We start from the raw sequence: 25,656 nt of genomic DNA, 5'->3' as shown, positions 1-25,656 counted from the left end.
ATATACCTGCGGCATTATTATTAGAATATATTAATTCATTGCTGTCGGCTTCAGCCATCAGCCCATTTTTAGCCCAATTATTTTCAAAACAAAGTTTTATAAATAGAATATTTGTAGTTATCCTCAACTGCGCTGGCTACAAAATAGGGGGCCTCAAAAAGCTCGGTCAGTTTTTTTCTTAATTCGGTAAGGAATTCTGGTTTGATTTCTTCTAAATAGGCTCCTGATAGATTTTGCCTGCCCGATTTAAACCAAACGCCATCTGCGCTCATGGTTTTTACTACGTATAGATTCGGTTCTACAAAGCTTTTTCCCGAAAATTGTTCATAAGCATAAGTGTATAATAAAGTTTGGATCAGCGCTTTATTAATGTGCTTGCCATCGGAATTAAACAGCTCTGGAATATCTTTAAAAGTTAACTTGTCACTACCGGTTTTATAATCAATAATTTTAGTCACGCCATCTTTAACATCAACACGATCGATAAAACCAAAAATTTTAACACTGGCTTCATTCCCTCTTAGCGGAAAACTAATTTCGGCCTCTACTTTTTGCTCGAGACTGATAATAGTAAAAGGAGTTTGTGCTTCATCCTGGTTTAAAATGATATTCACATAGGCATCTACAATGGATAAAATAACCTTTTGCATGCCTTTATATTCCATTATCATATCTGGATTTTTAAACATTACAGCATTAAAGGCTTTTTGTATCAGCCTGGGAATCTGTTTGCGTTTCTCATTAATACGCGCTGCAGTAATTTCTTCAGACCTTAAATCCTCGTAAAAATACTCCATCACTTTGTGCAGAATCGAACCGATCTCGTTGGCTTCTACCACTGCGCTGATCTCTTTAGGCTCTTTAATGCCAGCAATGTAATTGAAAAAGAAATCTACTGGGTTGGAAATGTATTGGGTAAGTGCCGAAGGCGAAAGCACCTTTCTTTTATCAAGGTATTTTTGAAGTGTTTCCTGTATAAAGGCATTATTGGTTTTCTCGATTTTTACTTCTTTAAATGGCTCGGTTTTTACCTCCAAATTAAGCTCGTTGTAGGTAAATTCAAATCCGCTTTCGTACTCAAGCTGCTTTAAAATCCTGCTGGCTTCACCCGAAGTAGACTCGTCTGTTAGGCTATTATAGACAAAATTGATATTCTTTGCCCGCTGTAATAGGCGGTACACCATGTAAGAAGAAATGGCATCGAGGTTTTCGAGAACCGGGAGGCCGTAAACACGGCGTATAGAATCAGGAATAAAGCTATTGCCAATGGATGATTTTGGAATAATACCCTCATTAAAACCCAAAATCACTATTTTATCGAAATTTAGGTTACGGGTTTCCAGTAATCCCATTACTTGTATTCCGTTCAAAGGATCGCCTGAAAGCGGTACTGCAATAGCCTGCAGCGATTTTTGGACGAGGTAAATTACAAAAGGAATTTCTTCTTTTCCAATATGGTTGCTAAAGGTATCGTGCAAACGGTTCAACTCCTGTATGGTTTTTACGAATAGTTCTGCATCAATTTTCTTGAGTGTTTTTGCACTTGATAACCGGGTTAATACATAATCCAGTACATTCAATAAATTGGTGACTACATGCTGCGGATCATCGATTTTTTTATAAAAGGCTTCAAACAGTCCGCTTTGGCGTAATAGACGCTTATGATCGATCTCCACCTTGTTTTCTTCCAACAATGCGGTTAGGATTTTATCCCGCATTTTCTGGGTAAGGCCCGTTAAGGGATGGGTTAAAAAAGCTTCTACATTTTTATAACTTACCTTATCCCGCTGTAAAATCTCCAGCTGACTCCCCAACCATAAATCAACTAAACCAAAAATACTTGAGGTTGATAAAGCAAAACCCATGGTTACGTTAAGGTCGATTTCTTTTCCGTTTAGGTTAGTTGGAATCGTTTGCAGTGTGGGGATCAATAGGCTTTCATCTGCCAAAACCACTACTGTTTTTCCAACGGTTTCTGCTGATGTGTAATCTTCTGCTAAAATATTGTTCAGGATTTTAGCCTGTGCAGATTGTCCCTGAACCTTATAAACATTTACCTGGTGTGGGACAGATTTCATTAAACTTTCTTGCCCCGCAAATTCATTTTTCAATCCAAGCTGGTTAATATTTTTACGCAAAAACAAACCTGCCTCCTGCGAAACATCGTCTAAATAATAGGTGTCGGCATCGAAATAAAACAATGCTTTGCCGGCTTCTTGTAGCTGGGTAAATATTTTGGCCTCGGCACTACTCAAAGCATTAAAACCTACGAAAATAATCTTGCCCTTATCAAAATTGGAAATAAACTCCTGGTGATTGGTAATATCATCCGCCAGATAACGGTAAAGAGAACCATTGGTTAAATAGCCTTGCTCTTTAAGTGTTGCATGGTATTTATGATAAAGTTTGGGCATCCTACGCCACATTTTGATAAACAGTTCCTGCTGTTTTTTATGTTTTCCTTCCGAGTAAGAAGTCCAAAACTGGGAAAGAAAGTTATATTGCTCTGGGCTTAAATAATCGAAATCTTTATTAATAACCGAAATATCTTCCAGATCGCGGTATAATTTTTCTGCATCTACCAAATCAGCATCAATCTGGTTAAAATCGCTTAAGATGATCTTGGCCAGCGGAAAAAACTTATGGCTTGAAATGCTTTCTAATTGTTCTTCCGCAAGCAATTGATTATACATACGATGTAAAGTAAAAAACTGTAGGTAAAAATCGGCTATTTTATAGCTGGTAGAACTGGCAAAGAATTCTTGTATGGTAAAAAATGCGGGACTAAAAAAAGGTTTCCCAATAATATCAGCAAGGTGTTTCTGTAAATACGCAGATGGACGTTTGTTGTTAAAAACGATGGCACAGTTTTGCATCTGATTTCCAAATCTAGTAACTAAATCTTCGGCAACTTCCTGTAAAAATGGTTTCATCTGCATATTATACTAATTTCAATTTACCTTTAACAGCGTAGAAAAGATAGGTTTTGATATTTTGATAACCCATTTCTGTAAGCAAAACCTTGTAATTATTTACCTGTTCGATATGTTTGTCGCTTTCTTCGAGGGTAAATTTATAGTCAAGGATGATTACCTCTTCGGCGTTAATCAAAACGCGGTCAGGGCGATGCAGCTTTCCATTGGCATCGATGATGTTTTTTTCTACAATGCTTTCGCTTGCGTTACCTAAAATCTCTTTAAGCTCGGGATTGTTCAGCACTTCAAGCGCTGAATTAATTAATTGCTGTTTTTCTTCTTCCTTGATAATGCCCTGCAAAACCAGGTTAGAAGTATAATCGTTAACTTCTTTCTGTGAACTGGCACTGGCTAAGATATCGTGTAATAGGGAACCTTTCCTTCCTGATTTTTCAATGTTGACCAGGTGTTTTAAATGTTTATCTTCAGAAGAGATATAAAGTGCTGATAAGCGCGTAGTGGTTGGATAACTATTTAAGTTGATGAAATTCGAATCTTCCGTCTTATTTTCAACAGCTACTGGCTCTACAATTTCGTATAGGCCATTTTCATCAAATTGCTCATCGAAAGTGAAATTGATTACATCACCCATATTGGATAATTTCAATTCCTTTTTAGCCATTGTAGCGATATACAGGTAATCTTTTGCACGTGTGGTGGCTACATAGAGCATATTCAGTGCATCCATATTGTTATAAAGCAACTCTTCGTAATAAGCCTTTGCAATTGCCGAATCGGCCAGCGCTTCATTGTATTTTAATGGAATCCCTTTCAGCTCTTTGTAAACCGTTTCTTCTGAAGAAACCCAGAAAGTGCTATTGGGCTTGCCTTTAATTTCCCAATTACAAAAAGGGACAAAAACAGCCCTAAAAGCTAAACCTTTCGATTTGTGGATAGTAATAATCTGTATTGCATCGGCACCTTCGGGAGATGGCAATGATTTTTTAATGCCGTCTTCTTCCCACCAGGTTAAAAATGAAATTATCCCTTTTTCGCCAAGTTTTGAAGCAGAGGCCGTTAAGTCTCTAAAGGCGAGTAGGTAAGGTAAATTGGTGGTGAGATTTTTTAATCCATAACTTTCAATTAATATCTCTACCAGTTCGGGAAGTGGAAGCTGTAGCCAACTTTGCCAATTTTCGCATAAATCAACCGGTAAAACTGCGGTAAGTGTGCTTAAAGGTTTATTGGTAAGGTTAAGATAATAATTGGCATCAATATTTTTTTCATGCAAAGAATGGTAAAGTGCAATACAATTGGCTTTATATAATGCCGTTTGTGCTTCTAAACCAATAAGCACTTTCAAAGTATTAATAATGAGTTGTATGGCCGAGTTGTTGGAAATCAATAGCGCATCGCCAGACAAAACAGGCAGGCTATGCGTCATTAATTTTTTAACAGTTAATAAGGCTTCGCTATTCGAACGAACCAAAATAGCAATGTCTTTCAACGCATATTGCTGTTCGTTTTTGAGACGACTTATTTCTTCAACAATATCATCCAAGACAATATCCCTAAAAATAGTTTCGGTAAAGCGCGCTTCGTTTGGTGCATGATCTTTACCAAACTTTTTAATCTTAATCGTTCCACCTTTTAAGGTGTTGGTAGCAAAGTTCTGGGTAGAACCGCCATAAATATCGGTAATAATCTGTTGGTAGTGCTGTTCTTGCCACCATTCGGAAATACTTTCGGGTTTGGTAGCCAGATTTTCATTCAGCTCATTTTGTAAGGTAAGCGGAATGGCTTTATAAAGGAAATTATTAAAAGTAATGATGTTTTCTGCACTGCGATAATTTTCTTCTAAACTTTCTTCCAATACATTTTCTGCACCAACATCAAGCTTGGCGTGTTTATGGAGAATATTCCAATCGCCATTGCGCCAACGATAAATAGACTGTTTAGTATCGCCAACAATAAGGTGATCGATCAGATCCTGGCTGGGCGTAGCCATGGAATTGGTCAACAATGATTTAAAACTTCCCCATTGACTGGTAGAAGTATCCTGAAACTCGTCGAACAAAAAATTGCGGTAACGGTTGCCCACTTTTTCCCAGATGAAGGAAGGGTTGTCGCCGGCATCCTCTGTAATTCCTAAAATCAGTTTTTGTGCATCACTAATCAGCAGGTTCTCGTTTTCAGCCCGATACTCTTTCAATAGTACAGCAATTTCCTGCATCAACCTTAAATAGTAAAGATTTTTATTAAAAGCAATGGCCAGACCGTAATTTGGTAAATGGGCTAAATAGTGGGTTTTTAATTTCTGAAGGATTGGATTTACCGTATCGTAAGCCTCTGGAAAATTTGCGTTTTTTTGAAACCACTCATCGGGTTCGTCGATTAAATTGAAAAGCGGCTCAATTTTAGAAAAATCACCTCTGGCGACAAGAATAATTTTAGCCAGCGGACTTCTCGATTTCCCTTTGAGGTGTTCGGTTTCTACCCCGATTACGTTTAACGCTTCGTTTGCTTCTGTTGCAAGCGAAACCAGTTCCTCTTCAAAGTTTTTGATTTCTGCTTTGGTAACGCTGATGTATTTTTTAAATAGTTCATCGACGTTTTCTAAACCAAGCGTGCTTACCGCATCTTCAAAAATCTGGAAACGTTCAGAAAATATTTCTCCGATAAGGTTATAGAGTTCGAATTTATAGTTCCAGCTCTTATTATCGCTGATGCGTTCGATGGCCAAGTCGATAATCCATTGCAAAAGCTGTTTGTTGTGATCTAAAGCTTCATCCAGTTTATTTACGAGATCATCTTTCACCTTATCATAATTCATTTCTAAATTATAATCAGCATTTAAGCCAAGTTCAAAAGCAAAACCACGGATTACTTTTTGAACAAAGCCATCAATGGTGCTTACAGAAAAACGACTATAGTCATGCAGGATCTTACGATATATCTTATCCGCTTTAAACTGTAATTCTTGTGGGCTTAATATCGGATAGGCAAGTAGAATAAGTTTCCGATAGTCATCTATTTTTTTTGATGGATTACCTTTTGCCAGCCCAAGTAATACTTCGAGGATCCTCGTTTTCATTTCCTCAGTAGCTTTATTGGTAAAGGTTACCGCTAAAATTTCGCGATATTTATTATCGCCACTGAAAAGCAATGTAAGGTAATGTGCAGTTAAACTGAACGTTTTACCGGAACCTGCAGAGGCTTGAAGAATTTTGAGGGGCTTGGGCATATGTTTTTCTTAATTCCCCTCCTTTGGAGGGGTGCCCGCAGGGCGGGGCGGCTTAGTATCTTTAGTTATTTTGAGGCGATTAAGTTCCATATTCTGCAATAATATATTCTTCTAAACCGATGATTACAAATTCCATTTGTTTTATTATATCATCTACAGTAATCCTGTACACTTTTAATCCCAAAGAGATTAAATAATCTTCTCTTAATTTATCATAAATCTGCTTATCATCATGGCTACAGCCATCTATTCCGATTACAAGACCAACGTTTTTTTGTTACCTGCATCCAAAATAATACTTCAGGTAAATTTCCAGCTTGTCGAAGTGCTTTTGCTCGTTCTTTTAAGTGGGGTTGATATGGTAGATTAGTAACTGGAGTTATGGTTAAAGTTATACCGTTTATTGTTATTTCTTTTTGCAAAGTATTTTTTAACACCCCGTCCTTCGGACACCCCTCTGGGAGAGGGGAATGCTGGGTGCCTAAATCGGCAGGGGTGTTAGTTTTCCTTTGCATTTTTGTTGTATGTTTTATTCTCTTCCTTTGGAGAGGGTGAGAGATTTATTATTATCCTACCCTAACTTACAATAATTTAAAATTTTCCCGAAATCATGATATCAACAATTCATTAGGATCAGGCTTTTTTACCTTTTCGTTTATTGAGTGTTTTATGGCTTATCCTTGCTGGGCGTTCAGCCATTTCGATGGGAAAGCCAAGCAGATCGCGGATTACAACCGATGCACATGCACCACCAAATGCTGCGGGCAAGTAAGAAACTGTACCGTAAGCAGAGCGTTTGAAATTACTTCCATCAGTCATGATCATAGATTTTTTATCCATTTCTTCTGTGGAGAAAACAGCTTTTATTTTTGCCGCATTGGCCAATTTGTTTAATCTTTTACGTACATAACTGGCAAAAACACATTGATAAGTATCAGGGAGCAGCGTAATCCTTAAGCGTGTAGGATCCATTTTACCACCTGCACCCATTGAACTTACAATAGGAATATTCTTTTCCAATGCGGTTCCTAACAAAGTGATTTTTGGCATTACACTATCAATACAATCCATAATGTAATCGAAATCGGCCTCTAAAATTTCCCTGCATTTCTCCGGTGTGAGAAAAGTATTTACTACATGGAGTTTTAATTCGGGATTTATGGACAATAAACGCTCTTGCATAATTGCGGCTTTGCTTACACCATGATTAGTTGCTAAAGCGGGTAACTGCCTGTTCCGGTTGGTCGGGTCCACTACATCACCATCAACAATAGTCATTTCTCCAATTCCTGAGCGGCAAATAAATTCGGCGGCAAAAGAGCCTACACCACCTAAACCGATCGCTAAAACATGTTTCGATTGGAGTTTATCTATTCCATCATTCCCAACAAGGAGGGCAGAGCGTGAAAGCCAGCTAACATCAGACATATTATTTTTTGTATTTAACCACAGATGAAAAGGATGGGTAAAGATTTAGTTAATGTTATAACTCAATGGTTCGTTTTTATCTTGCTTTAGGTAAGAAGTAAAACTTTCCATGCTTTCTGTATCTCTGTGGCTAGCTTTTTAAATTCAATTTATTCCAGTCGGTAAAAATACGAGCTTTGAGTTCATCTACAGTACACTTTTTTAAAATGGCTGCTATCCGGTAAATTTCCTCAATGGAAATATCTGTGTCATCCGTTTCCAGGAAAAAATTATTGGTACTTTGAATCAGCTTAGCTGTGCCCGAATTTTCTTTTAAAGCCGTTATTCCAAAAGAAAGTAGAAACCCTTTATCCAGTAGTTGTTGACCAAGTGCCTCATTTTTATTAAAACCGTGAATAATCATCGGTACTTTAACTTTCAATCGATCTTTAATAGCAATCAGTTCTGAAAAGCATTTAACACAGTGTAAAATCAAGGGCTTATTGGTTTTTTCTGCCAATTTGATCTGTTTTTCTAAGATTATGACTTGATTTTCCAGGTTTTCGCCTCTTAATCGATCCAGGCCGCATTCGCCAATCTGTTTCACATTCGTTTGATTAGCTACAACGCTTAGATATTTCATCTGTAATTCGAGTTGATCAATTTTAGCAAACCAGGGATGTAGTCCAACAGAAATTGGCTTGGTTTTAGGCATTGCTAAAAAGATATCGCTCGTTAACGATAAACTTTGAATACTGATTACCCCAGGTTGGGTAGCAACTTTGTGGGTATGTATGTCTAAAAAATCCATTGCCGGGCAAAGATAGGTAAAAATGGAAGATGGAAAATAGAAAAAATATCTTGAATTAAACTTCTCTTGTTAAGAGAATCCCATTAATAACCAATGTTTCCGCTCTGTAAAGAATTCGCGAATAATCTATTGTAACACTATACTTTATTAAATTTGTTTAATTATTATTCAAAAAAATATGAAAAGATTAGTCATTTTATTTGTAGCTGTATTAATTTCGACGACGGCTTTTAGTCAGGCGAAAAAAGAAGGCGTTCATATCTATAATCCACAGGCAGATGCTAAAGCCGAAATTGCCACAGCAGTTGCAAAAGCGGCTAAAGAGAATAAACACGTTTTGTTACAGGTTGGCGGTAACTGGTGTAGCTGGTGTATTGCATTCCATAATTTGGTTGACAGTACAGCAACACTAAAAAAATACATTAATGATAATTTTGAGACTGTTCTGGTTAATTACAGCCCCGAAAATAAAAATGAAAGTGTTTTGGCCAGTTTAGGATATCCTCAACGCTTTGGCTTTCCGGTATTTTTAATCCTTGATGGCAAAGGTAAAGTACTACACATCGAAAATTCTTCTTATTTAGAAACTGAAGAAGTTGGCGCTAACGGTAAAAAGAAAGTTGGACATGATGTAAAGAAAATCACCTCTTTTTTAAAAGGATGGACAAGAGCAGCTGTTGATCCTGAAACGTATAAAGCCAAAGCTAAGTAGATATTTAGGGTTTAAGGCTGAACCACAAAATCGAGGCTAAAAATTAAGAAAGCCTTTCGGATTTTCAAATCTGAAAGGCTTTCTTGTTAATCGTCTAATTCATCTTCGTCCACCTCATCATCGAGGTTCAACTCATAAGAAGCTCTTGAAGCTTCATCGGCTTGCTCCAGCAGATCTTTATCATGTTCGATACTGGTATTGTCGCCATTAATTTCATTGATATTTTCTACATCGTCCTCTCTGTGTAAGGCATCGTTAGGATCGTTCGAATAATTATCATCTTCTGGATCTATCATAACATTAAGGTTTTATATTAGATAATCGTTTTGAGTGCGAAATTGTTTTGGGGAAAGCTAAAAGACTAAAGTAAGAGACAATCTATTAATATTCTATTTTTTTGCTCATAAAGAGGCTTTATCTTGAAAACAATTTCTCTTTAGATTATGTATGTCATGTTGAGCCTGTCGAAACACCTCAATGGGCATTTAAATAAGTCTTTCGACAAGCTCATGATGACAATCTATAGTTATGGTACAACCGCTTTGGTGTGGTTAAAGGCCATCTCCAAATTTATAAAACGGCGCTACACTTACCGGTAATTTACCTGTTGGCACTAATCGGTTATTAATTACCGCTGCGGCAGAAATCTGCATAAAATCTTCTTTCTGGTAAGCCACAACCAAACCTTTACTGTTTTCTAAACCTGATAAACCAGCCAGGTTATACGGATTGGCGAACAAAGCAAAAACAGCATTTTTAGCCGATAACTCTTTGATAAAGTTTTTTACGCCTGCATTTAGCGGAATGTTATTCGCTGGTCTCGATCTGCTATCATGAATACCTACAATCACCTGATCAAATGCACCTATTTCGCGGGCAATGTTCGAAATCTGTGTAGCACTTGCATCTTTATCCAATACATAATAAACAGAGTTATAGTAACCTTTTGAAATCTCTTTTTGGAAAGTGGTTACCGAAGGTACACCAATACTGATAATGGCTGTTCTTCTGATCGGAATAAGACGTTTAATATAATCTTTACCTTTTAATAAAGTTACCGATGCATTGGCCAGCTCTTGTACCAAGGCATTGCTCGCATTGCGGTTAACTCCCGCAATAATGCCTTGGGTTACAATGGTATCGCGCTTGGCCAGGCCAGCCCAGTATTTTGCAGTTAATATTTTGCGCACGCTATGGTCTATTTCGGCCATGCTTACACGATCTTGTCTTACTGCTTTACGCACTAGTTTAATAGCTCTATCGCTGTTTTCAGATAACTCAATAATATCGTTTCCGGCAATGATACCCATTAAATCAGCTTCGCCATCTTTAAAATATTTTACCACGCCTTTCATATCCATTGCGTCCGAAATAATCAACCCTTTAAAGCCTAATTTTTGTTTTAAAATGCCCGTAACAATTGGTTTTGATAGGGTAGAAGGAAGGTTTGGTGTAGCATCTAACGATGGGATGTTCATATGGGCAATCATTACGCCCGAAGCACCTTGTTTAATCAGTTCTTTAAATGGATACATTTCTAAAGTATCCAAACGTGTTGCAGAGAAAGTAAGCTGAGGCAGATCGTAATGCGAATCTACATCGGTATCTCCATGACCTGGAAAGTGCTTCAAGGTGGTTAATAAGCCACCATCTTGCATGCCTTTCATATAAGCGGCAACCTTACTGGCTACATTGTATTTATTTTCGCCGAAAGAACGATAATTGATAACGGGGTTTTTGGGATTGTTATTAATGTCGGCATCAGGAGCTAAATTCATCTGCATGCCGATACGTTTGTAATCTTTAGCTACCTCCAGGCCCATTTTATACAAAAGTTCTTTGTTTTGAATGGCTCCTAAAGTCATTTGATAAGGATAAGAAACGGTACTATCCAAACGCATGCCCAAGCCCCATTCTCCATCATTTGCGACAATAAGGGGCACTCGGCTTAATTTCTGATAGGCATTGGTGGCTAAAACCTGTCGGCCGGGGCCTCCCTGGAAAAAGATAACCCCACCTAATTGTTCTTTTTTAATCACCTGGCCAACTGAATCGGTATATTTTTTACCCAGATTGGTATGTGCCCTAACAAAGAACATCTGTGCAATACGCTCTCTACGATTAAGTTTATTAAAAACGGAATCGACCCATTTAGGTTGATTAGCCAATAATTCTAAATAGCTTTTTTGTTGTGCACTTGTAGAAAATGCGGTACCGCAAAGGGCAATAAGTATAAATAAATTTTTTCTCACGTGTTTTGTTGTATCAGCTGCTGCTAAATTAATAATCAAAAGGCGAATTAAACAAAAACTAATCCAAGTAATCGATTTAATACAGTAGGTTTTAAGAAAAGGTACGCTCTGGTTAAGATTTATACATTCCTTTACCTTCAATAAAATCAATTACCTTATCGGGAAGGAAAAACTGAACATTCTTTCGCGCTTTAATTGCCTTGCGAATAAAGGTTGAAGAAATTTCCATTAAAGGGGTTTGGGTAAAAGTGATGGAGGGGTGATTTTCCCATTCGCTCACATTCGCTTCAGGGCGTGGATAAACATAAATCTGATAGTTTCTTAAAAGTACCTCGTAGTTTTTCCACTTTTTGAATGAAACCAGATTATCAGCCCCCATAATCAGCACAAATTCCTTTTCAGGATATTTTTCACGCAGATAAGTTAAGGTATCAATAGTGTAGGAGGGTTGTGGCAATGCAAACTCAATATCACTCACCCGGATATGTTCTGCATTTTCGGTAGCCAATTTGGCCATTTCCAAACGATCGTACATATTGGTCAGGCCACTTTTATCCTTTAAAGGATTGTGCGGAGAAACCACCAACCACACTTCATCAAGCTCGGTATGGTTAGCCATGTAATTTGCAATAATTAAGTGTCCGGTATGGATGGGGTTATATGAACCGAAGAAAAGACCGGTTTTTAGTTGGCGGTTTTCAGTTGACATTTTTCAGTTAACAATTTTGAATTGGATAATACTAATCAATAAAACAGTTAAGCAACACCATACTTTTCGGGGTTGCTCATCATGTGGTTCAGGAGTTTTCCAACCTCATCGCTTTGAGTGGTTAATTTCTCGTATTGGTCTTCTGAAAGGTATTTACACTCGAAAGCAAATTTTAACCAGCCTTTAGTTTCACTATTCTCCATGTCGCTATCCGAAAGCTTACTAATGAAGTGGGCTTTATATCTTCGTTTCCTATAGGCTTCAACTAAACAAATATTTGTAGATCGCGAGGATCTTCTAATCTGATCTGTTAATGAGTACATTTCATCTTTTGGAAAAGATTTGCTAAGCTCGAAAATAGTCATAGCCAATTCAAATGACTTCTTATAAACTAATAGATCAGAAAAATCGCCCATAGATTGATTTTTATATTTAAAGAATAACTCCCCTATGCACCGTGAACTGAAAATTGGAAATTACAAACTGTTAACTTTTTAAAAAATCCCCTACCAATTTCTCCGCTTCTGCACAGGCTGTATTAAGATCGAAATTTTTTAAGACCACATCGAATTTGTCAGCATAAAGCAGTTCTTTTTCGGCTTTGATAAAACGTTCCTGCAATTTTTCAGGGCTATCTGTTCCACGGCCGCTTAAACGTTCTTTCAATACTTCCAGCGATGGTGGCTGAACAAAAATCGCCAATGCATCATCTTCGTATTTTCTTTTTAAACGCAAACCGCCCTCTACATCAATGTCGAAAATTACATGTTTGCCTTCATTCCAGATACGTTCTATTTCTGAACGCAAGGTGCCGTAAAAGGTTCCGTTATAAACCTCTTCGAACTCTACAAATTCCTGACGGGCAACTTTGTGTAAAAACTCTTCTTTGCTAATAAAATAGTAATCGTTTTCGTGTGTTTCAGCGCCTCTCAATTCGCGCGTAGTGGCAGAAATAGAAAAACTCAGCTCAGGAAATTTCGTTAATAAATGATGTACTATAGTGGTTTTACCTGCTCCTGATGGTGCTGAAAATATGATTAATTTGCCTTGTTTCATTTTGTAAGCTGAAAGCAAAAAGCTAAAAGACCAAAGCTGCTTTATGCTTTAGTCTTTAGTCTTTCTCCTTATAATACGTTTAATAACTGTTCTTTTATCTTTTCTAATTCTTCTTTCATTCCTACCACAAACTGTTGCATCTGTGCATCATTTGCTTTTGCCCCCATGGTATTAATTTCCCGTCCAATTTCCTGAGAAATGAAACCCATTTTTTTGCCGTTTGCTTCTTTGCTTGCTAAAGTTTGCAAGAAATAATCGCAATGGCTTTTTAAACGTGTTTTTTCTTCGGTAATATCAATTTTATCGATGTAATAAATCAATTCCTGTTCGAAACGGTTCTGATCAATGTTTACTTTGCCTACCGCATCATCCAAAAACTGGGCAAATTTATCACGGATTGCTGTAATTCTTTTAGGCTCTAACTCTTCAACAGATTTAAAATAAGAAAGAATATTTTTAATTCTCAGTTCTAAATCGGCCTTTAAAACAGCGCCTTCATCTTCTCTGAATTTATTGAAATTGGCCAAAGCCGAGGTGAAAATCTGAAATAAATGGTTCCACTCATCCTCACTTACACTTTCTTCCTTGTAACTGATTACATCAGGAAAAGTTAATGCGGTTTGTAATAAGTTGCTGCTCTCAGCACCTAATTCGTTATTAACGGCAATAAGTTGTTTGTAGTAGTGGCTTAATAACGCGGTATTGATAGTGGCACCAGTAACTTCACCATTGGTACGTTCTACATTGATGCTTAAACTTACTTTTCCTCTTTCGATGTCTTTACTGCAGATGTTGCGCAGGATCAGCTCTTTATCTGAAAAAGCTTTAGGGTATTTTAAATTCAGCTCCAGGAATTTACTGTTGAGCGATTTGATTTCGACACTATACTTTGCATTTGCATAATCGGCTGTTGCTAAGCCGTATCCTGTCATGGATTTTATCATGCGCAAAGATAGGGTTTTAAGCCGAAAGGAGAAATAATAATGGTTGAGGAGCCAGAGTTATAGCTTGTCGGATAAAATAGCTTTATAATTAGAAAATCAGCGTTCAGTATTTCTTCGGGGATTGCAGCCCCACTTTTCATTACAAGTTTTCGCTGCACTGTGGGCTTTCCTAAACCTGATGGGAGTGAACATTCCGATCCTTCATCGGAATAAAGCAGGACTGATTAAGCCAAAAGTGCCGGAGCCCTCATTTCCTAATAATAAATGAGGCTACTTTTCCAACATGCTCAATATAGCCTTAAAAGTTTTTGCTTTCAATTCTTCCAGATCCTCTGCTACTAAACCCTTCACCTCAATGGCTTCGCCAAATACAGTTCTAATCAGGCCTGGATTTAATAAAAGTGGGTCTGTTCTTGGGAAATGCGCTTTACTGTTCAATATCGCAAAAGGTAAAATCGGTGTTTGGGTTTCTATGGCTAAGCGGAAGGCCCCATCATAAAATGGATTTAGAGGCTGATTGGATTTATTCATCGTGCCCTCTGGAAAAATCAAAATTGATTGACCATCAGCCAGGTCTTTTCTTAATTCAGCTACAGAATGATCGCAGCTTTCTCTGCTACTTCGATCAATCATCACGACCAAACGTTTGTAAATCCAACCAAATACTGGGATTTTAAGCATTTCTACCTTCCCCAGCGGACTAAAAGCCTGTGGAATGCAGATTACAATGGCAACAGCATCTAAAAACGAACTGTGATTGCCAACGTAGATATTAGCCCGCGAAGTGTCAATTTTTTCTCCGTCGGCAGAAAACCATAGAAAAGTTAAAAGACTAAAGCTCCAGGCCCAGAATTTTAAAAAATAGAATGAAATTTTTCTTCCTGTTTTTTCCTTAAAAATACCTGTACTGATCAGAATAAAAGGGCAAACGATAAGCATGAGTATAAAAAATACAATTGCCGAATAGAGTAAATAAAATCCACCCATTAGTTTTCTCATGATTATTAACGTTTATTTAACAGTTTACAAGGTTAACAAATGTTAATTTTACAAAAAATATCTTATAGATATGAAAGCATTTTTGATCACGTTATCACTTTCATTGCTATTGTTCATTTTACCTAAAAAAACGCTCGCTCAAATTACATCAGCAAAAGGAGTTATTTTGGAAAAAGGAACTCAAATCCGTATTGCATTAGCTGTGGTAACCAATATTAATAATAAACAAGCGGTAGGAAGTAACGATATGGGGTTCTTTCAGGTGAAAGCCAAACCTGGAGATACCCTATTGATTACCAAAAGGCATTTCGATAATATTTATGTGGTGGTGCCTGACAATCAGGATCTTGTTATTAACCTGGTTAGGGCCGATATGCTGCTTGATGATGTAACAATTAAGGCAGAAAACAAACAACAAAACCTATCAGCTGTTAGGTTAGAGCACCGTAAGAAAACTTATTTTTATGGTAAAAAGAGAAACCCGCTTTATTATGTGCGTTACCCATTGGCCGCAATAATGGAGCTGTTTAGCGCAGAACGAAAAAATGCAAAACGTTTTGACCGCTATTATGATAACGAGACAAAAGAGTTGGAAATAGACCGGTTTTTTAATGCCAGCCTGGTTAAAAATAACACCAGTTTAACAGGAAAGCAACTTAATAAGTTTATGTTGGATTATAGACCGAAACATAAACAGATTAAAAACTGGAATACTTATGATGCCGCTGATTACATCAAAAAATCTGCAAAACAGTATTTAGATACTTTGAACACCTCATTATAATAAAATGAAACCGTTAAAAGCTATTCTGTTACTCATCATCTTAATGCAAGGCTTAGCTGTCACAGCACAGGATTTTGTGTTGAAGGGCGTGGTGATAGAAAAAGGCTCTAATGTGCGTGTTGCTTTGGCTTTGATAACTAATTTACGTAGTAAAATGGGGGCTAACAGTAATGATATCGGGATGTTTCTGCTAAAGGCCAAGATTGGTGATACTTTGTTGATTACTAAGAAAAATTTAACCGATCAGAAATTGGTGATAAATACCGATGATGACCTGGTGGTATATTTACAAAGAGGGAGCACCATGCTTGAAGAGGTAACGGTCAAAGGCCAGACTAAAAAGCAGGAGATGGAGAGTGTTAAGCGCGACTTTAAAAGAAATGGATCATTTTTTGAAGGTAAGCCTCCGTTAATTTTATTAAATCCCTTCGGTGGTAGTCCGTTAACGTTTTTCTACGAATTATTTGGGAAAACACCGGCCAGGGCACGTAACTTTAACCGTTATTACAAAAAGGAATTAGGCTTAATGGAAGTGGATAAATTCTTCAATAAAAGCCTGGTTTCAAATAATACCACATTAAAAGGGAAAGACCTCGACAAATTTCTGCTCGATTATTACCCAACACGCAGCATGACCATTAATTGGAGCAATTACGATGCTGTTAAATACATCAAAGAATCGGCTAAGAAATATACCGATACTTTGAAACATATAAATTAACACACCATGAAAAACTTTAAATTTGCCGTTATACTATTTGTTTTTACCTCAATCAGCTTTTTCGTAAAGGCACAGGATTTTATTGTGAAAGGTGTGGTGATCGAAAAAGGTTCGAATATTAGGATTGCCTTATCCGAAATTACCAATCTGCGCACCGGCATCGGTGTGGGCAGTAATGATATTGGCATGTTCCAGTTAAAAGCCAGAATCGGCGATACGCTGCTGGTAATTAAAAGGGATCTGATCGATCAGCGTGTGGTGGTAAACAGCGAAAAAGATCTGGTAATTTATCTGGTTAGAGGAAGTACCACGCTAGCCGATGTTACCATTAGGGGAAATACCAAAAAACAGGATCTAGACGAAATTAAGCAGGAGTTTAAAAACAAGGGAGTGTATAACGGTGGGAAAACAACGCTTTTGTCGGCTATATTCAGTCCGTTAAATGCGCTATACAACTTAATTGGTACTGATCCTAAAAATGCACGGAGATTTGGCAGGTATGCCGACAATGAAATTAAACAATCGCAGATTGACGTATACTTCAACCAGAGTATCATTAAAAACAACACCGAATTAAGAGGTGATACCCTAGAGAAATACATGTTAAACTGCCGTCCTGAGTTTGATAAAGCACAGTATTGGAATAGTTACGATTACATCAAATACATTAAAGAATCTTCGAAGAAATTTACGGATACGTTAGGGAAGGGGAAGTAGACTTGAGTCCGAAGTCGGATGTCAGAAGTTCTAGCTCATATCAACAGTTAACCGATTAACCAGTTTATACAGTTAACCCAATAAACTAATGACTACTGAATCAATGAACTTTCTAAATACTCAATGCTTCGCAAGCCTTCTCTGCGGCTAGTTTTTCTGCATTTTTCTTGTTATAATCCCTTCCGGTACCCACTTTTTCACCTTCTACTACAGCACTAATGGTAAATAATTTCGTGCTTTCGCCTTCACCATTTTCTGCCAGTTCAAACATTACATCTTTACCATGGCGTTGGCACCATTCGATCAGTTTACTTTTGAAATTGGTTTCTGTAAGTTCTAACGTGTGGATATCGATATGAGGTTTTACAATTCTACGCAATAAAAATTCTTTGGTAAAGTTGTAGCCCTTATCCATGTAGATAGCGCCTACTATGGCTTCAAAAGCATCGCCAAGCATCGAATTGTGTTTGGTTTGTATGCTCACTGAACGTTGATCGAACTGAATAAGCTTATCAAAACCAATTTTCTTTGCCAGCTGGTTTAAATTAGCCCTATTTACAATCTTCGAACGCATTTCGGTTAAAAAGCCTTCTTCTTTATAGGGATAATGTTTAAAAAGCAGCTCTGCTATCACCGAACCTAAAACAGCGTCGCCTAAAAATTCTAAGCGTTCGTTGCTGCTCCTGCTTCCATTTTTTAAAACTTTTGCTACAGAACGATGCCTGAACGCCATTTTATAGAGCGTAACATTGCCTGGAACAAAGCCTAAAATGTTTTTCAGCTTTTTAACAAACTCCTTTTCAGGAGAGAGGAAAAGTTTATATAATTTTAATATCGGCATTAAATAAATAACACAATTAACGGCTAATTAGCATATTTAACTAAGTTATCTATTTTTAATTAGCATACAAAATTATATAGCAAGGCTGTTTTAAATTAATCCTCGTATTTTTTAAAAATAACAGAAGCGTTATGGCCGCCAAAACCGAATGTATTACTTAGAGCAGCTCTAACTGTACGTTTTTGCGCTTTGTTAAAAGTAAAATTCAATTTAGGGTCAAATGCAGGATCATCTGTAAAGTGATTGATTGTTGGAGGAACAATATCATTTTTAACAGAAAGAATTGCTGCAATAGCCTCAATAGCTCCAGCTGCACCCAAAAGGTGGCCAGTCATCGATTTGGTTGAGCTGATGTTTAAACGATAAGCATCCTCGCCAAATAATGTACCAATGGCTTTGGTTTCACTAATATCACCCAGAGGCGTAGAAGTACCGTGTACATTGATATAATCTATATCAGCAGTTGTTAAACCAGCATCTTTAAGGGCATTGGTCATTACCATTCTAGCACCTAAACCTTCAGGATGCGGTGCCGTAATGTGATTAGCATCAGCACTCATTCCACCGCCAACAAGCTCTGCATAAATTTTTGCACCTCTTGCTTTTGCATGTTCAAGTTCTTCTAAAATAATGGTTCCTGCACCTTCACCAGCTACGAAACCGTCACGGTCTTTATCAAAAGGGCGTGATGCCGTTGCCGGATCTTCGTTACGTGTTGATAATGCATGCATGGCATTAAAACCACCCATACCCGCTTCGTTAATGATCGCTTCAGAACCGCCGCTGATAATTACATCAGCCATACCCAAGCGGATATAGTTAAATGCATCAATCATTGCGTTTGTTGAAGAAGCACATGCGGAAACAGTTGCAAAATTTGGCCCGCGTAAGCCGTATTTGATAGAGATATGCCCTGGAGCAATATCAATAATCATTTTAGGGATAAAAAATGGATTGTATCTTGGCGTACCATCTCCCTTGGCAAAATTCGAAATTTCATCCAGGAAAGTTTTCAACCCACCTATGCCTGCGCCCCAGATTACTCCGATCCGGTTGGTATCTAATTTTTCAAAATCAAAACCACCATCCTTCACAGCCTCATCTGTTGCTACAAGAGCATATTGTACAAACGGATCTAGCTTGCGGGCTTCTTTTTTCTCCAAAAAGTCTTCCGGATTAAAATTTTTAACCTCGCATGCGAATTTGGTCTTGAACTTTTCAGTATCAAAACCCTTAATAGGAGCAGCGCCACTCACCCCGTTAGTCAATCCTTCCCAAAAATCGGGAACATTATTGCCTATAGGAGTGAGCGCACCCAACCCTGTTACTACTACTCTTTTTAATTCCATTTATACTGAAAAAGCGTAATTCTATTTAACGTTTTTTTCCAAATAAGCAATCGCTTGACCAACTGTACCGATGGTTTCAGCCTGATCATCAGGAATAGCTACATTGAATTCTTTTTCAAATTCCATAATCAATTCTACGGTATCTAAAGAATCTGCACCTAAATCGTTGGTGAATGAAGCCTCTGGCGTAACTTCGCTTTCGTCAACACCTAGTTTTTCTACGATAATAGCCTTAACTCTTGAAGCAATATCAGACATAATTTTATAATTTAATGGTTAAATAATTCTGTGCAAAGAAAAATAAATTCTTACAATTTTCAAATGTTTTTATTTCGATACGTAATTTTGGCATCTCAATAACACAGCGAATATAGAATTAGTTTTTTAATTTCGTTCTGTAAATAATTTATTTCGCTTTGAATAAGACTTACCTAAAACTTACCTTAGACCTTGATTTTATACTAATTGCGATCACAGCACCCTTAAAAGACTATGTGCTTTGCCACAAAATTAATACCCGGTTAAATACTCAATTTGAAAAAATAGAAGACCATGAAATATTTTTTAATATCGACGAACCAGCCTGGTCTTTCTCCAAATATTACTTTTTTGTAGAGCAAGGTGAGGTAGAATACTACTTAATTTGCAATAAAAGCAGCGATGGTTTTCTAATTCCGGAGATGAACAAAGTAGATTTTTTTATTATTATTAAAGAATTTATTGATAAGGAAGATTTAGATTATTTAATCAACGGTTTAAATAAACTGCCTGATATACAGGTGGCTGCAAAGATAGATCCAACCAAATTAAAGAGTCGTGAGAATTTGGTAATATAAAAATTATATACATGGTGTATTAAATACACTATATTTGACGGTTACAAACAAAGAACAAAAAAACAAAATATATAAAATTTAATGCAGTTTGATTATTTTAGATAATAATTAGTGCTTTCTTAAACTGCATTGCTAAAATCAATTAATAAATGAAACCTTTTCATTCGAGAACTAAAATTGTTGCCACGCTTGGGCCTGCATCAGCAAAACCAGATGTATTATATAGTATGTTTAACGCAGGTTTAGATGTTTGCCGTCTAAATTTTTCACACGGATCACAAGCAGATCATCAGGCTGTTTTGGATACCATCCGCGATTTAAACAAAAAATACGATTATAATGTAGGTATCCTTGCCGATTTACAGGGGCCTAAAATCCGTATCGGTTTAGTAAAAGAAGGAGGCATTAACCTGATCAATGGTAAAACTACCGTAATTACTACTACCGAATGTATTGGTAACGAAGAACGTATTTACATCACTTACCAAAACTTTCCTCAGGATGTTCAGGCGGGCGAAATTATCCTTTTGGATGATGGAAAGCTTCAAATGAAAGTGATTTCTACCAACTTAAAGGATGAAGTAGTTTGTGAGATTGTTCACGGTGGTATTTTAACTTCAAGAAAAGGTGTAAATCTTCCAAATACTAAAGTTTCTATTCCTTCATTAACACCAGAGGATCGCGAAAATTTAGAATTTGTTTTAGAAAATGATGTAGAGTGGATCGGTTTATCTTTCGTGCGTAAGGCAGAAGATATTATCGAACTTAAAAAAATTATTGCAGAACGTGGTAAAACTGCCCGTGTAATTGCTAAAATCGAAAAACCGGAAGCTATTGCCAATATCGATGAGATTATTGCAGTAACAGATGGTATTATGGTTGCCCGTGGCGATTTAGGTGTTGAGTGTCCGATGGAAGAAGTTCCATTATTACAAAAAATGATCGTTGCTAAATGTAGAGCAGCTTCTAAACCTGTAATTGTGGCTACACAAATGTTAGAGAGTATGATCACTACCCCACGTCCAACACGTGCAGAGGTAAATGATGTGGCGAATTCTGTTTTAGATGGTGCTGATGCTGTGATGTTAAGTGGTGAAACATCAGTTGGAGAATTTCCGCTGATCGTGATCGAAACCATGCAAAAAATTATCCAGAACATTGAGCAGAACAACTATCCTTTCAATCCCGATAAGTTTTTAAAACCGAAATCGCCTTCTTTCTTAAGCGATGCCATTTGCGATTCGGCTTGTTTTTTAGCGAAACAAACTAACGCGGTAGGTATTGTATCGATGACGTTAAGCGGTTACACTGCATTCGAAATTTCAAGTCACCGTCCGGAAGCTTTAACCTTTATTTTTACCAGTAATAGGGCGTTATTAAATGCAGTAAGTTTACTTTGGGGTGTAAGAGGTTTCTATTACGATAAGTGGGAAAGTACCGATAACACCATCATTGAGGTAAACGAGTTCTTAAAAAGCAAGAAACTGGTTAAACAAGGTGATATTATCATCAATACTGCTGCTATTCCAATGGAAGCAAAAGGAAAAACCAATATGTTAAAAATTACGGTTATAGATTAATTTCTAATGTCATATTATAAAATGCTCCTGATTTTAATCGGGAGCATTTTTTTTATCAATAAAAAATATACTTTTGCAATCCACTTGGAGAGGTGTCAGTCCAAAGGACCCCTATGGGGAGTGTTGATCAAGCACGCTTGGAAAGTAGGGACTAACAATTAAACTTTGTATACTTGCAATAAAAGATAATTATGTTTTATAGTTATATTTTGAAAAGCGAGAAAGATGGGAAGTACTATTATGGAAGTACTGAAAACCTGGAAATAAGATTAATCAAACATAATAGGGGAGATGTAAAATCAACGAAAGCTAGGCGCCCTTTCATCATTCACTTTTTTGAAGAATTTAATTCAAGAAGTGAGGCTTTTAGAAGAGAACAATATTATAAGTCTGTAAATGGCTACATTTATTTGAAACAAAATAACATCATATAACCGGAGAGGTGTCAGAGTGGTCGATCGAGCACGCTTGGAAAGCGTGTGTACTGCAAGGTACCGCGGGTTCGAATCCCGCCCTCTCCGCATAATATTTTTTTGTGTAACCTACTGGTGGCACCTAAAATGAGCATATTGTTTCATATCAGCCATATTGAGGATAGTTTATTAAATATGGGCCATCCAGATATTGATATCTTTATCCGATGGTATATTCAGTTTTTTTCTGACCCTGTATTTTTTGCTTTCAATTGCGCGAACAGAAGCTTTTGTATGGCGTGCAATCTCTTTGGTTTCAAAATTTAGCCTCAGTAGTATGCAGAGTTCAATTTCGCTTGCAACCAGATGCGGAGCTATTTTTAACAGCTTCTGGCTGAAATCTGGGTCAAATTCATTAAACTTAATTAGAAATGCAGGATTATTGTTAACCGCAAGGTGAACGATCTCCTTCAGCGCCTCTAGCTTTGAAGGTGAGTGACTTCGTTCGTTCAATTCAATTTTTTTCATCAGGTCATCGATTCTTTGCTGAGCCTCCATGGCAGATTGTTCGGTTTCGTTTCTGAGCAAAACTTCAGCTTTGTTCAGCTGAATGATAAACACGATCAACAGAACCGCAAATAACAGCACCAGGGCCAATGCTGATATATAAAACCGAATCAATACAGTGGTGGTTTGCTGGTAATTTTTTAAAGCCACTACTTTAAACTCATCAATTAACTTGTAATTGATGTCTTTTATATTATTGATAATGAATTCCAGTTCATTACTGATATGAGAATTCAGAATAATCAGCTCACTCTGTATCGTAAGGAGTTTTTGATTCTTTTGGCGTAGCAATTCCAGCTTCCTGGCATACAGTTTTTTATCTCCGTCATTAGTCTTTTGTTTATCAGGAGGACTAACCACTACATTTTTATAATGGTTTATCTCAACAACAGACTTCTCATTTTTGTTGGCGATGGCATCCTTTATTCTTTTAAAAAAACCTTTTTTTTCCGCAGGTGTAACTTTTAATACCGTATCGGTATTGATTTTTCGGATAGCGGGGGGGGCTGTATGAATACTGGTCACATCTCCGCTTGTATTCTCCCTATTAAAATCTGAATATATGGTGAGCAAGGAATCGAAGCTGCGTTTGAGTACAAATAACCTATCCGATAATTTCATTTTTTCATGGTACCAGTACTTCACTTTTTTACTTTGTGAGGCCGTTAGTTTAGAAGTATCAGCATTTTCTTTCAATAAGGAATCAATCATGCTAAAAACCAGTACAATCTTTGTATTGTAGTCGGCATATTTATTATTCCCGGTCGTAAGCAACGACTCCTGGAAGTCGTCTTCCGCACGGTGAATTAACAATAATATCTGTTCTGGTTTCGATTGGTTTTGTTCAATGTTGGTTGCCAGCTTAGAAATGCCGCCAAGCTTGTCTGTAATCGTATTGAGGGCAACAAGAGCCGCCAATACTGCAACAATAGTACATGCAAGAAATGCAAGAAGAATTTTTTTGGCAATTGCCCTGGTATATGTAAATCTCATTCCGGTTTTTTATTCAGTTACAAAATGACGGATTTGAAAGTGAAATTCATGCCTTAATTTCTACGCGTATCTACGCATACGATCATGGTGCACAATTATTGAAAATCTGAAATGTTTGCAGTTTTGTTATTAATTCTTTGATTATTAGTAGTTTGCTTTTTGTTCGTAGCTTTGGGTAATCCTGATTTTCTTTTATGCTTTCCAAATTTATTCTTTTGCATCGATAAAATATGTAAATGAAAAAAGATCCAAATCCCGTAGTTAGGTTGTTGATGTTAATTGTAATTGTCCTGGCTATTTTACTATGCTTTGAGCTGGGCCTGGTAATGAATATAATTTAAAAATATAAACTACCTGGACCACAAGTGTAAAGATACAATATTGATTCGAGGGGGATGTTAATGGATTCTTGTCGGTAATAATGTACCTAATTGGGGTTTAATGGCCGCTTTCTGAATATTGTTAAGGCTGTTCTTATCAATTGAGTGTAACTATCACACCATGTAAAGATTCATAGATTAAACGGGGATATATATTCTAATCCTATAACATAAGGTTAAGATCTGTGCTTTATTTCAAAATTTAACCAGATACTATACTGAATCTTTGATTGAGGTACTGATTGATTTCTTTGATTTTGTTATTAATGAGCTGGTAATCAGTGTTTTGTTTGTTGCGTGTAGATGTGCGTATTCAAGTTTTCTTCTAGGGACAATTTTATATTTCTCTTTGCACCATACAATCTGTTAAACACTTTCCCATTCAATTTTTTCGCAACAACTAAAATCTGATTAACAGATTATTTCAATTGAACAGTGAACAACAGTTGATAGAAAGGATGTGATAATAAAATTATAATAATATTATGAAAAAACGCTTACTCATTACTTTAGGCTTGTCAATTTGCTTTTTAGGGGTTTTTGGGCAACAAAAAGTAAAGGATGGAACTATTGCAGAGGGAAATCTAGCAAATAAAGATGCATTGCTTGAATTGGAAAGTACTAATAAAGGTTTATTACATGCAAGGGTCGCACTTATTGAAAGTACAAATCCAGCTCCATTAACTGCTCACGTAGCAGGTATGATGGTTTATAACACCGCAACAAGCAAAGATGTTGTTCCAGGTATTTATTACAATGATGGCACAAAATGGGTTTATATAAAAGGTTTGAAGGGTGATCCCGGAGTTATAGCTATTGAAGCACAGCCCGGAAAAACGGGCACACCAGGTGCTCCGGGTGCAGGCGTTACGATTGTAACCAATGACAGCGGAACCTGGGTTTATAATCCGACAACGAATACCTGGACCAATATCAATGGTCCAAAAGGCGACAAGGGAGATAAAGGCGATGCAGGTATAGTTGGTGTTGAAGGACAGCCAGGGAAAACTGGTACTCCGGGTATTCCGGGTTCGGGTACACCAGGTGCTCCGGGCGCAGGCGTTACGATTGTAACCAATGACAGCGGAACCTGGGTTTACAATCCAACAACTAATAGCTGGACCAATATTAACGGTGCAAAAGGCGACAAGGGAGATAAAGGCGATGCAGGTGTAGTAGGTGTTGAAGGACAGCCAGGTAAAACTGGTACTCCGGGTACCCCGGGTTCGGGCACACCAGGTGCTCCGGGTGCAGGTATTACGATTGTAACCAATGACAGCGGAACCTGGGTTTACAATCCAACAACTAATAGCTGGACCAATATTAACGGTGCAAAAGGCGACAAGGGAGATAAAGGCGATGCAGGTGTAGTAGGTGTTGAAGGACAGCCAGGTAAAACTGGTACTCCGGGTACCCCGGGTTCGGG

General features: G+C 37.3%; 23 protein-coding genes, 1 tRNA gene and 1 pseudogene. 9 read left to right on the top strand and 16 right to left on the bottom strand.

Going from position 1 to position 25,656, the window contains the following annotated elements; translation table 11 throughout:
- Positions 1–83 precede the first annotated feature (83 nt).
- From HDC90_RS18320 to HDC90_RS18300, 5 genes are all read right to left on the bottom strand, one after another.
- Complete coding sequence (locus tag HDC90_RS18320; RefSeq protein WP_184468988.1) at positions 84–2,933, bottom strand: PD-(D/E)XK nuclease family protein; 2,850 nt, start codon at positions 2,931–2,933, stop codon at positions 84–86.
- A gap of 7 nt (positions 2,934–2,940) precedes the next feature.
- Positions 2,941–6,159 carry an exodeoxyribonuclease V subunit beta gene (locus HDC90_RS18315; protein ID WP_184468986.1) on the bottom strand — a complete coding sequence of 1,073 codons (3,219 nt, stop codon included), beginning with the start codon at positions 6,157–6,159 and terminating at the stop codon, positions 2,941–2,943.
- Between the two features lie 79 nt (positions 6,160–6,238).
- The gene (locus tag HDC90_RS25775; protein WP_370576649.1) at positions 6,239–6,415 is read right to left on the bottom strand and encodes a DUF559 domain-containing protein; all 177 of its coding nucleotides are present in this window, start codon (positions 6,413–6,415) and stop codon (positions 6,239–6,241) included.
- A 377-nt stretch (positions 6,416–6,792) separates the two neighbouring features.
- Entirely contained in the window at positions 6,793–7,587 is a 795-nt protein-coding gene (locus HDC90_RS18305) for a ThiF family adenylyltransferase (RefSeq protein WP_184468984.1), read from the bottom strand.
- A gap of 130 nt (positions 7,588–7,717) precedes the next feature.
- A complete protein-coding gene (locus HDC90_RS18300; RefSeq protein ID WP_184468982.1) occupies positions 7,718–8,377 on the bottom strand; it encodes a TatD family hydrolase in 660 nt (219 codons plus the stop codon).
- A 178-nt stretch (positions 8,378–8,555) separates the two neighbouring features.
- Between HDC90_RS18300 and HDC90_RS18295 the strand changes: the two genes are divergently transcribed.
- Complete coding sequence (locus HDC90_RS18295; protein ID WP_184468980.1) at positions 8,556–9,089, top strand: thioredoxin family protein; 534 nt, start codon at positions 8,556–8,558, stop codon at positions 9,087–9,089.
- Between the two features lie 86 nt (positions 9,090–9,175).
- Here the strand turns inward: HDC90_RS18295 and HDC90_RS18290 are convergent, their stop codons facing one another.
- The 7 genes from HDC90_RS18290 to HDC90_RS18260 form a co-directional block, all read right to left on the bottom strand.
- Positions 9,176–9,385, bottom strand: a complete 210-nt coding sequence (locus tag HDC90_RS18290) for a hypothetical protein (protein WP_184468978.1) — start codon at positions 9,383–9,385, stop codon at positions 9,176–9,178.
- Between the two features lie 255 nt (positions 9,386–9,640).
- Positions 9,641–11,341 carry a glycoside hydrolase family 3 N-terminal domain-containing protein gene (locus HDC90_RS18285; protein ID WP_184468976.1) on the bottom strand — a complete coding sequence of 567 codons (1,701 nt, stop codon included), beginning with the start codon at positions 11,339–11,341 and terminating at the stop codon, positions 9,641–9,643.
- 112 nt (positions 11,342–11,453) lie between these two features.
- On the bottom strand, positions 11,454–12,050 hold the full coding sequence (gene nadD / locus HDC90_RS18280) for a nicotinate (nicotinamide) nucleotide adenylyltransferase (protein ID WP_184468974.1): 597 nt from the start codon (positions 12,048–12,050) through the stop codon (positions 11,454–11,456).
- A gap of 47 nt (positions 12,051–12,097) precedes the next feature.
- Complete coding sequence (locus tag HDC90_RS18275) at positions 12,098–12,466, bottom strand: four helix bundle protein (protein ID WP_184468972.1); 369 nt, start codon at positions 12,464–12,466, stop codon at positions 12,098–12,100.
- A gap of 70 nt (positions 12,467–12,536) precedes the next feature.
- Complete coding sequence (gene gmk / locus HDC90_RS18270; RefSeq protein ID WP_184468970.1) at positions 12,537–13,106, bottom strand: guanylate kinase; 570 nt, start codon at positions 13,104–13,106, stop codon at positions 12,537–12,539.
- Between the two features lie 68 nt (positions 13,107–13,174).
- Positions 13,175–14,038, bottom strand: a complete 864-nt coding sequence (locus HDC90_RS18265; RefSeq protein WP_184469064.1) for a YicC/YloC family endoribonuclease — start codon at positions 14,036–14,038, stop codon at positions 13,175–13,177.
- A gap of 282 nt (positions 14,039–14,320) precedes the next feature.
- A complete protein-coding gene (locus HDC90_RS18260; protein ID WP_184468968.1) occupies positions 14,321–15,049 on the bottom strand; it encodes a 1-acyl-sn-glycerol-3-phosphate acyltransferase in 729 nt (242 codons plus the stop codon).
- Between the two features lie 70 nt (positions 15,050–15,119).
- Here HDC90_RS18260 and HDC90_RS18255 point away from each other — a divergent pair, with 70 nt between their 5' ends.
- The 3 genes from HDC90_RS18255 to HDC90_RS18245 are packed head-to-tail and all read left to right on the top strand — an operon-like array spanning position 15,120 to position 17,271.
- Positions 15,120–15,833 (top strand): hypothetical protein, encoded by a 714-nt coding sequence (locus HDC90_RS18255; RefSeq protein ID WP_184468967.1) that lies wholly within the window; start codon positions 15,120–15,122, stop codon positions 15,831–15,833.
- A 4-nt stretch (positions 15,834–15,837) separates the two neighbouring features.
- On the top strand, positions 15,838–16,554 hold the full coding sequence (locus HDC90_RS18250) for a hypothetical protein (protein WP_184468966.1): 717 nt from the start codon (positions 15,838–15,840) through the stop codon (positions 16,552–16,554).
- 6 nt (positions 16,555–16,560) lie between these two features.
- A complete protein-coding gene (locus HDC90_RS18245) occupies positions 16,561–17,271 on the top strand; it encodes a hypothetical protein (protein ID WP_184468964.1) in 711 nt (236 codons plus the stop codon).
- 112 nt (positions 17,272–17,383) lie between these two features.
- Here HDC90_RS18245 and rnc read toward each other — a convergent pair whose 3' ends face one another.
- The 3 genes from rnc to HDC90_RS18230 form a co-directional block, all read right to left on the bottom strand.
- Positions 17,384–18,112: a ribonuclease III gene (gene rnc, locus HDC90_RS18240; protein WP_184468962.1), complete on the bottom strand. Its 729-nt coding sequence runs from the start codon at positions 18,110–18,112 to the stop codon at positions 17,384–17,386.
- A gap of 95 nt (positions 18,113–18,207) precedes the next feature.
- The gene (gene fabF / locus HDC90_RS18235) at positions 18,208–19,461 is read right to left on the bottom strand and encodes a beta-ketoacyl-ACP synthase II (protein WP_029274997.1); all 1,254 of its coding nucleotides are present in this window, start codon (positions 19,459–19,461) and stop codon (positions 18,208–18,210) included.
- Between the two features lie 21 nt (positions 19,462–19,482).
- Positions 19,483–19,719 carry an acyl carrier protein gene (locus tag HDC90_RS18230; protein ID WP_008508386.1) on the bottom strand — a complete coding sequence of 79 codons (237 nt, stop codon included), beginning with the start codon at positions 19,717–19,719 and terminating at the stop codon, positions 19,483–19,485.
- Positions 19,720–19,877: 158 nt separating this feature from the next.
- Between HDC90_RS18230 and HDC90_RS18225 the strand changes: the two genes are divergently transcribed.
- The 4 genes from HDC90_RS18225 to HDC90_RS18210 all read left to right on the top strand — a co-directional run bounded on the left by HDC90_RS18225 (position 19,878) and on the right by HDC90_RS18210 (position 22,398).
- Positions 19,878–20,297 carry an IPExxxVDY family protein gene (locus HDC90_RS18225; RefSeq protein ID WP_057931852.1) on the top strand — a complete coding sequence of 140 codons (420 nt, stop codon included), beginning with the start codon at positions 19,878–19,880 and terminating at the stop codon, positions 20,295–20,297.
- Between the two features lie 149 nt (positions 20,298–20,446).
- Positions 20,447–21,877: a pyruvate kinase gene (gene pyk / locus HDC90_RS18220; protein WP_184468960.1), complete on the top strand. Its 1,431-nt coding sequence runs from the start codon at positions 20,447–20,449 to the stop codon at positions 21,875–21,877.
- A gap of 191 nt (positions 21,878–22,068) precedes the next feature.
- Positions 22,069–22,311, top strand: a complete 243-nt coding sequence (locus tag HDC90_RS18215) for a GIY-YIG nuclease family protein (protein ID WP_184468958.1) — start codon at positions 22,069–22,071, stop codon at positions 22,309–22,311.
- Between the two features lie 2 nt (positions 22,312–22,313).
- Positions 22,314–22,398 (top strand) — tRNA-Ser (locus tag HDC90_RS18210).
- Between the two features lie 81 nt (positions 22,399–22,479).
- On the opposite strand, the gene HDC90_RS18205 is transcribed toward HDC90_RS18210, so the two are convergent.
- The gene (locus HDC90_RS18205; protein WP_184468956.1) at positions 22,480–23,850 is read right to left on the bottom strand and encodes a hypothetical protein; all 1,371 of its coding nucleotides are present in this window, start codon (positions 23,848–23,850) and stop codon (positions 22,480–22,482) included.
- Positions 23,851–24,715: 865 nt separating this feature from the next.
- On the opposite strand from HDC90_RS18205, the pseudogene HDC90_RS18200 reads away from it, so the two are divergent.
- Positions 24,716–25,656 (top strand): annotated as a pseudogene (locus HDC90_RS18200) (hypothetical protein); the annotation flags it as partial.

Origin of the sequence: Pedobacter sp. AK013 (genome assembly GCF_014205835.1) — a bacterium.
Classification (GTDB): Bacteria; Bacteroidota; Bacteroidia; order Sphingobacteriales; family Sphingobacteriaceae; genus Pedobacter.
Note: the sequence above shows the minus strand (reverse complement) of the source record. Positions and strands in the feature narration are given on the sequence as shown.

Coding starts and splice junctions, on each gene's coding strand:
- HDC90_RS18320 (WP_184468988.1), bottom strand. CDS start 2,933: ATGAAACCATTTTTACAGGAAGTTGCCGAAGATTTAGTTACTAGATTT.
- HDC90_RS18315 (WP_184468986.1), bottom strand. CDS start 6,159: ATGCCCAAGCCCCTCAAAATTCTTCAAGCCTCTGCAGGTTCCGGTAAA.
- HDC90_RS18305 (WP_184468984.1), bottom strand. CDS start 7,587: ATGTCTGATGTTAGCTGGCTTTCACGCTCTGCCCTCCTTGTTGGGAAT.
- HDC90_RS18300 (WP_184468982.1), bottom strand. CDS start 8,377: ATGGATTTTTTAGACATACATACCCACAAAGTTGCTACCCAACCTGGG.
- HDC90_RS18295 (WP_184468980.1), top strand. CDS start 8,556: ATGAAAAGATTAGTCATTTTATTTGTAGCTGTATTAATTTCGACGACG.
- HDC90_RS18290 (WP_184468978.1), bottom strand. CDS start 9,385: ATGATAGATCCAGAAGATGATAATTATTCGAACGATCCTAACGATGCC.
- nadD (WP_184468974.1), bottom strand. CDS start 12,050: ATGTCAACTGAAAACCGCCAACTAAAAACCGGTCTTTTCTTCGGTTCA.
- HDC90_RS18275 (WP_184468972.1), bottom strand. CDS start 12,466: ATGGGCGATTTTTCTGATCTATTAGTTTATAAGAAGTCATTTGAATTG.
- gmk (WP_184468970.1), bottom strand. CDS start 13,106: ATGAAACAAGGCAAATTAATCATATTTTCAGCACCATCAGGAGCAGGT.
- HDC90_RS18265 (WP_184469064.1), bottom strand. CDS start 14,038: ATGACAGGATACGGCTTAGCAACAGCCGATTATGCAAATGCAAAGTAT.
- HDC90_RS18260 (WP_184468968.1), bottom strand. CDS start 15,049: ATGAGAAAACTAATGGGTGGATTTTATTTACTCTATTCGGCAATTGTA.
- HDC90_RS18255 (WP_184468967.1), top strand. CDS start 15,120: ATGAAAGCATTTTTGATCACGTTATCACTTTCATTGCTATTGTTCATT.
- HDC90_RS18250 (WP_184468966.1), top strand. CDS start 15,838: ATGAAACCGTTAAAAGCTATTCTGTTACTCATCATCTTAATGCAAGGC.
- HDC90_RS18245 (WP_184468964.1), top strand. CDS start 16,561: ATGAAAAACTTTAAATTTGCCGTTATACTATTTGTTTTTACCTCAATC.
- rnc (WP_184468962.1), bottom strand. CDS start 18,112: ATGCCGATATTAAAATTATATAAACTTTTCCTCTCTCCTGAAAAGGAG.
- fabF (WP_029274997.1), bottom strand. CDS start 19,461: ATGGAATTAAAAAGAGTAGTAGTAACAGGGTTGGGTGCGCTCACTCCT.
- HDC90_RS18230 (WP_008508386.1), bottom strand. CDS start 19,719: ATGTCTGATATTGCTTCAAGAGTTAAGGCTATTATCGTAGAAAAACTA.
- pyk (WP_184468960.1), top strand. CDS start 20,447: ATGAAACCTTTTCATTCGAGAACTAAAATTGTTGCCACGCTTGGGCCT.
- HDC90_RS18215 (WP_184468958.1), top strand. CDS start 22,069: ATGTTTTATAGTTATATTTTGAAAAGCGAGAAAGATGGGAAGTACTAT.
- HDC90_RS18205 (WP_184468956.1), bottom strand. CDS start 23,850: ATGAGATTTACATATACCAGGGCAATTGCCAAAAAAATTCTTCTTGCA.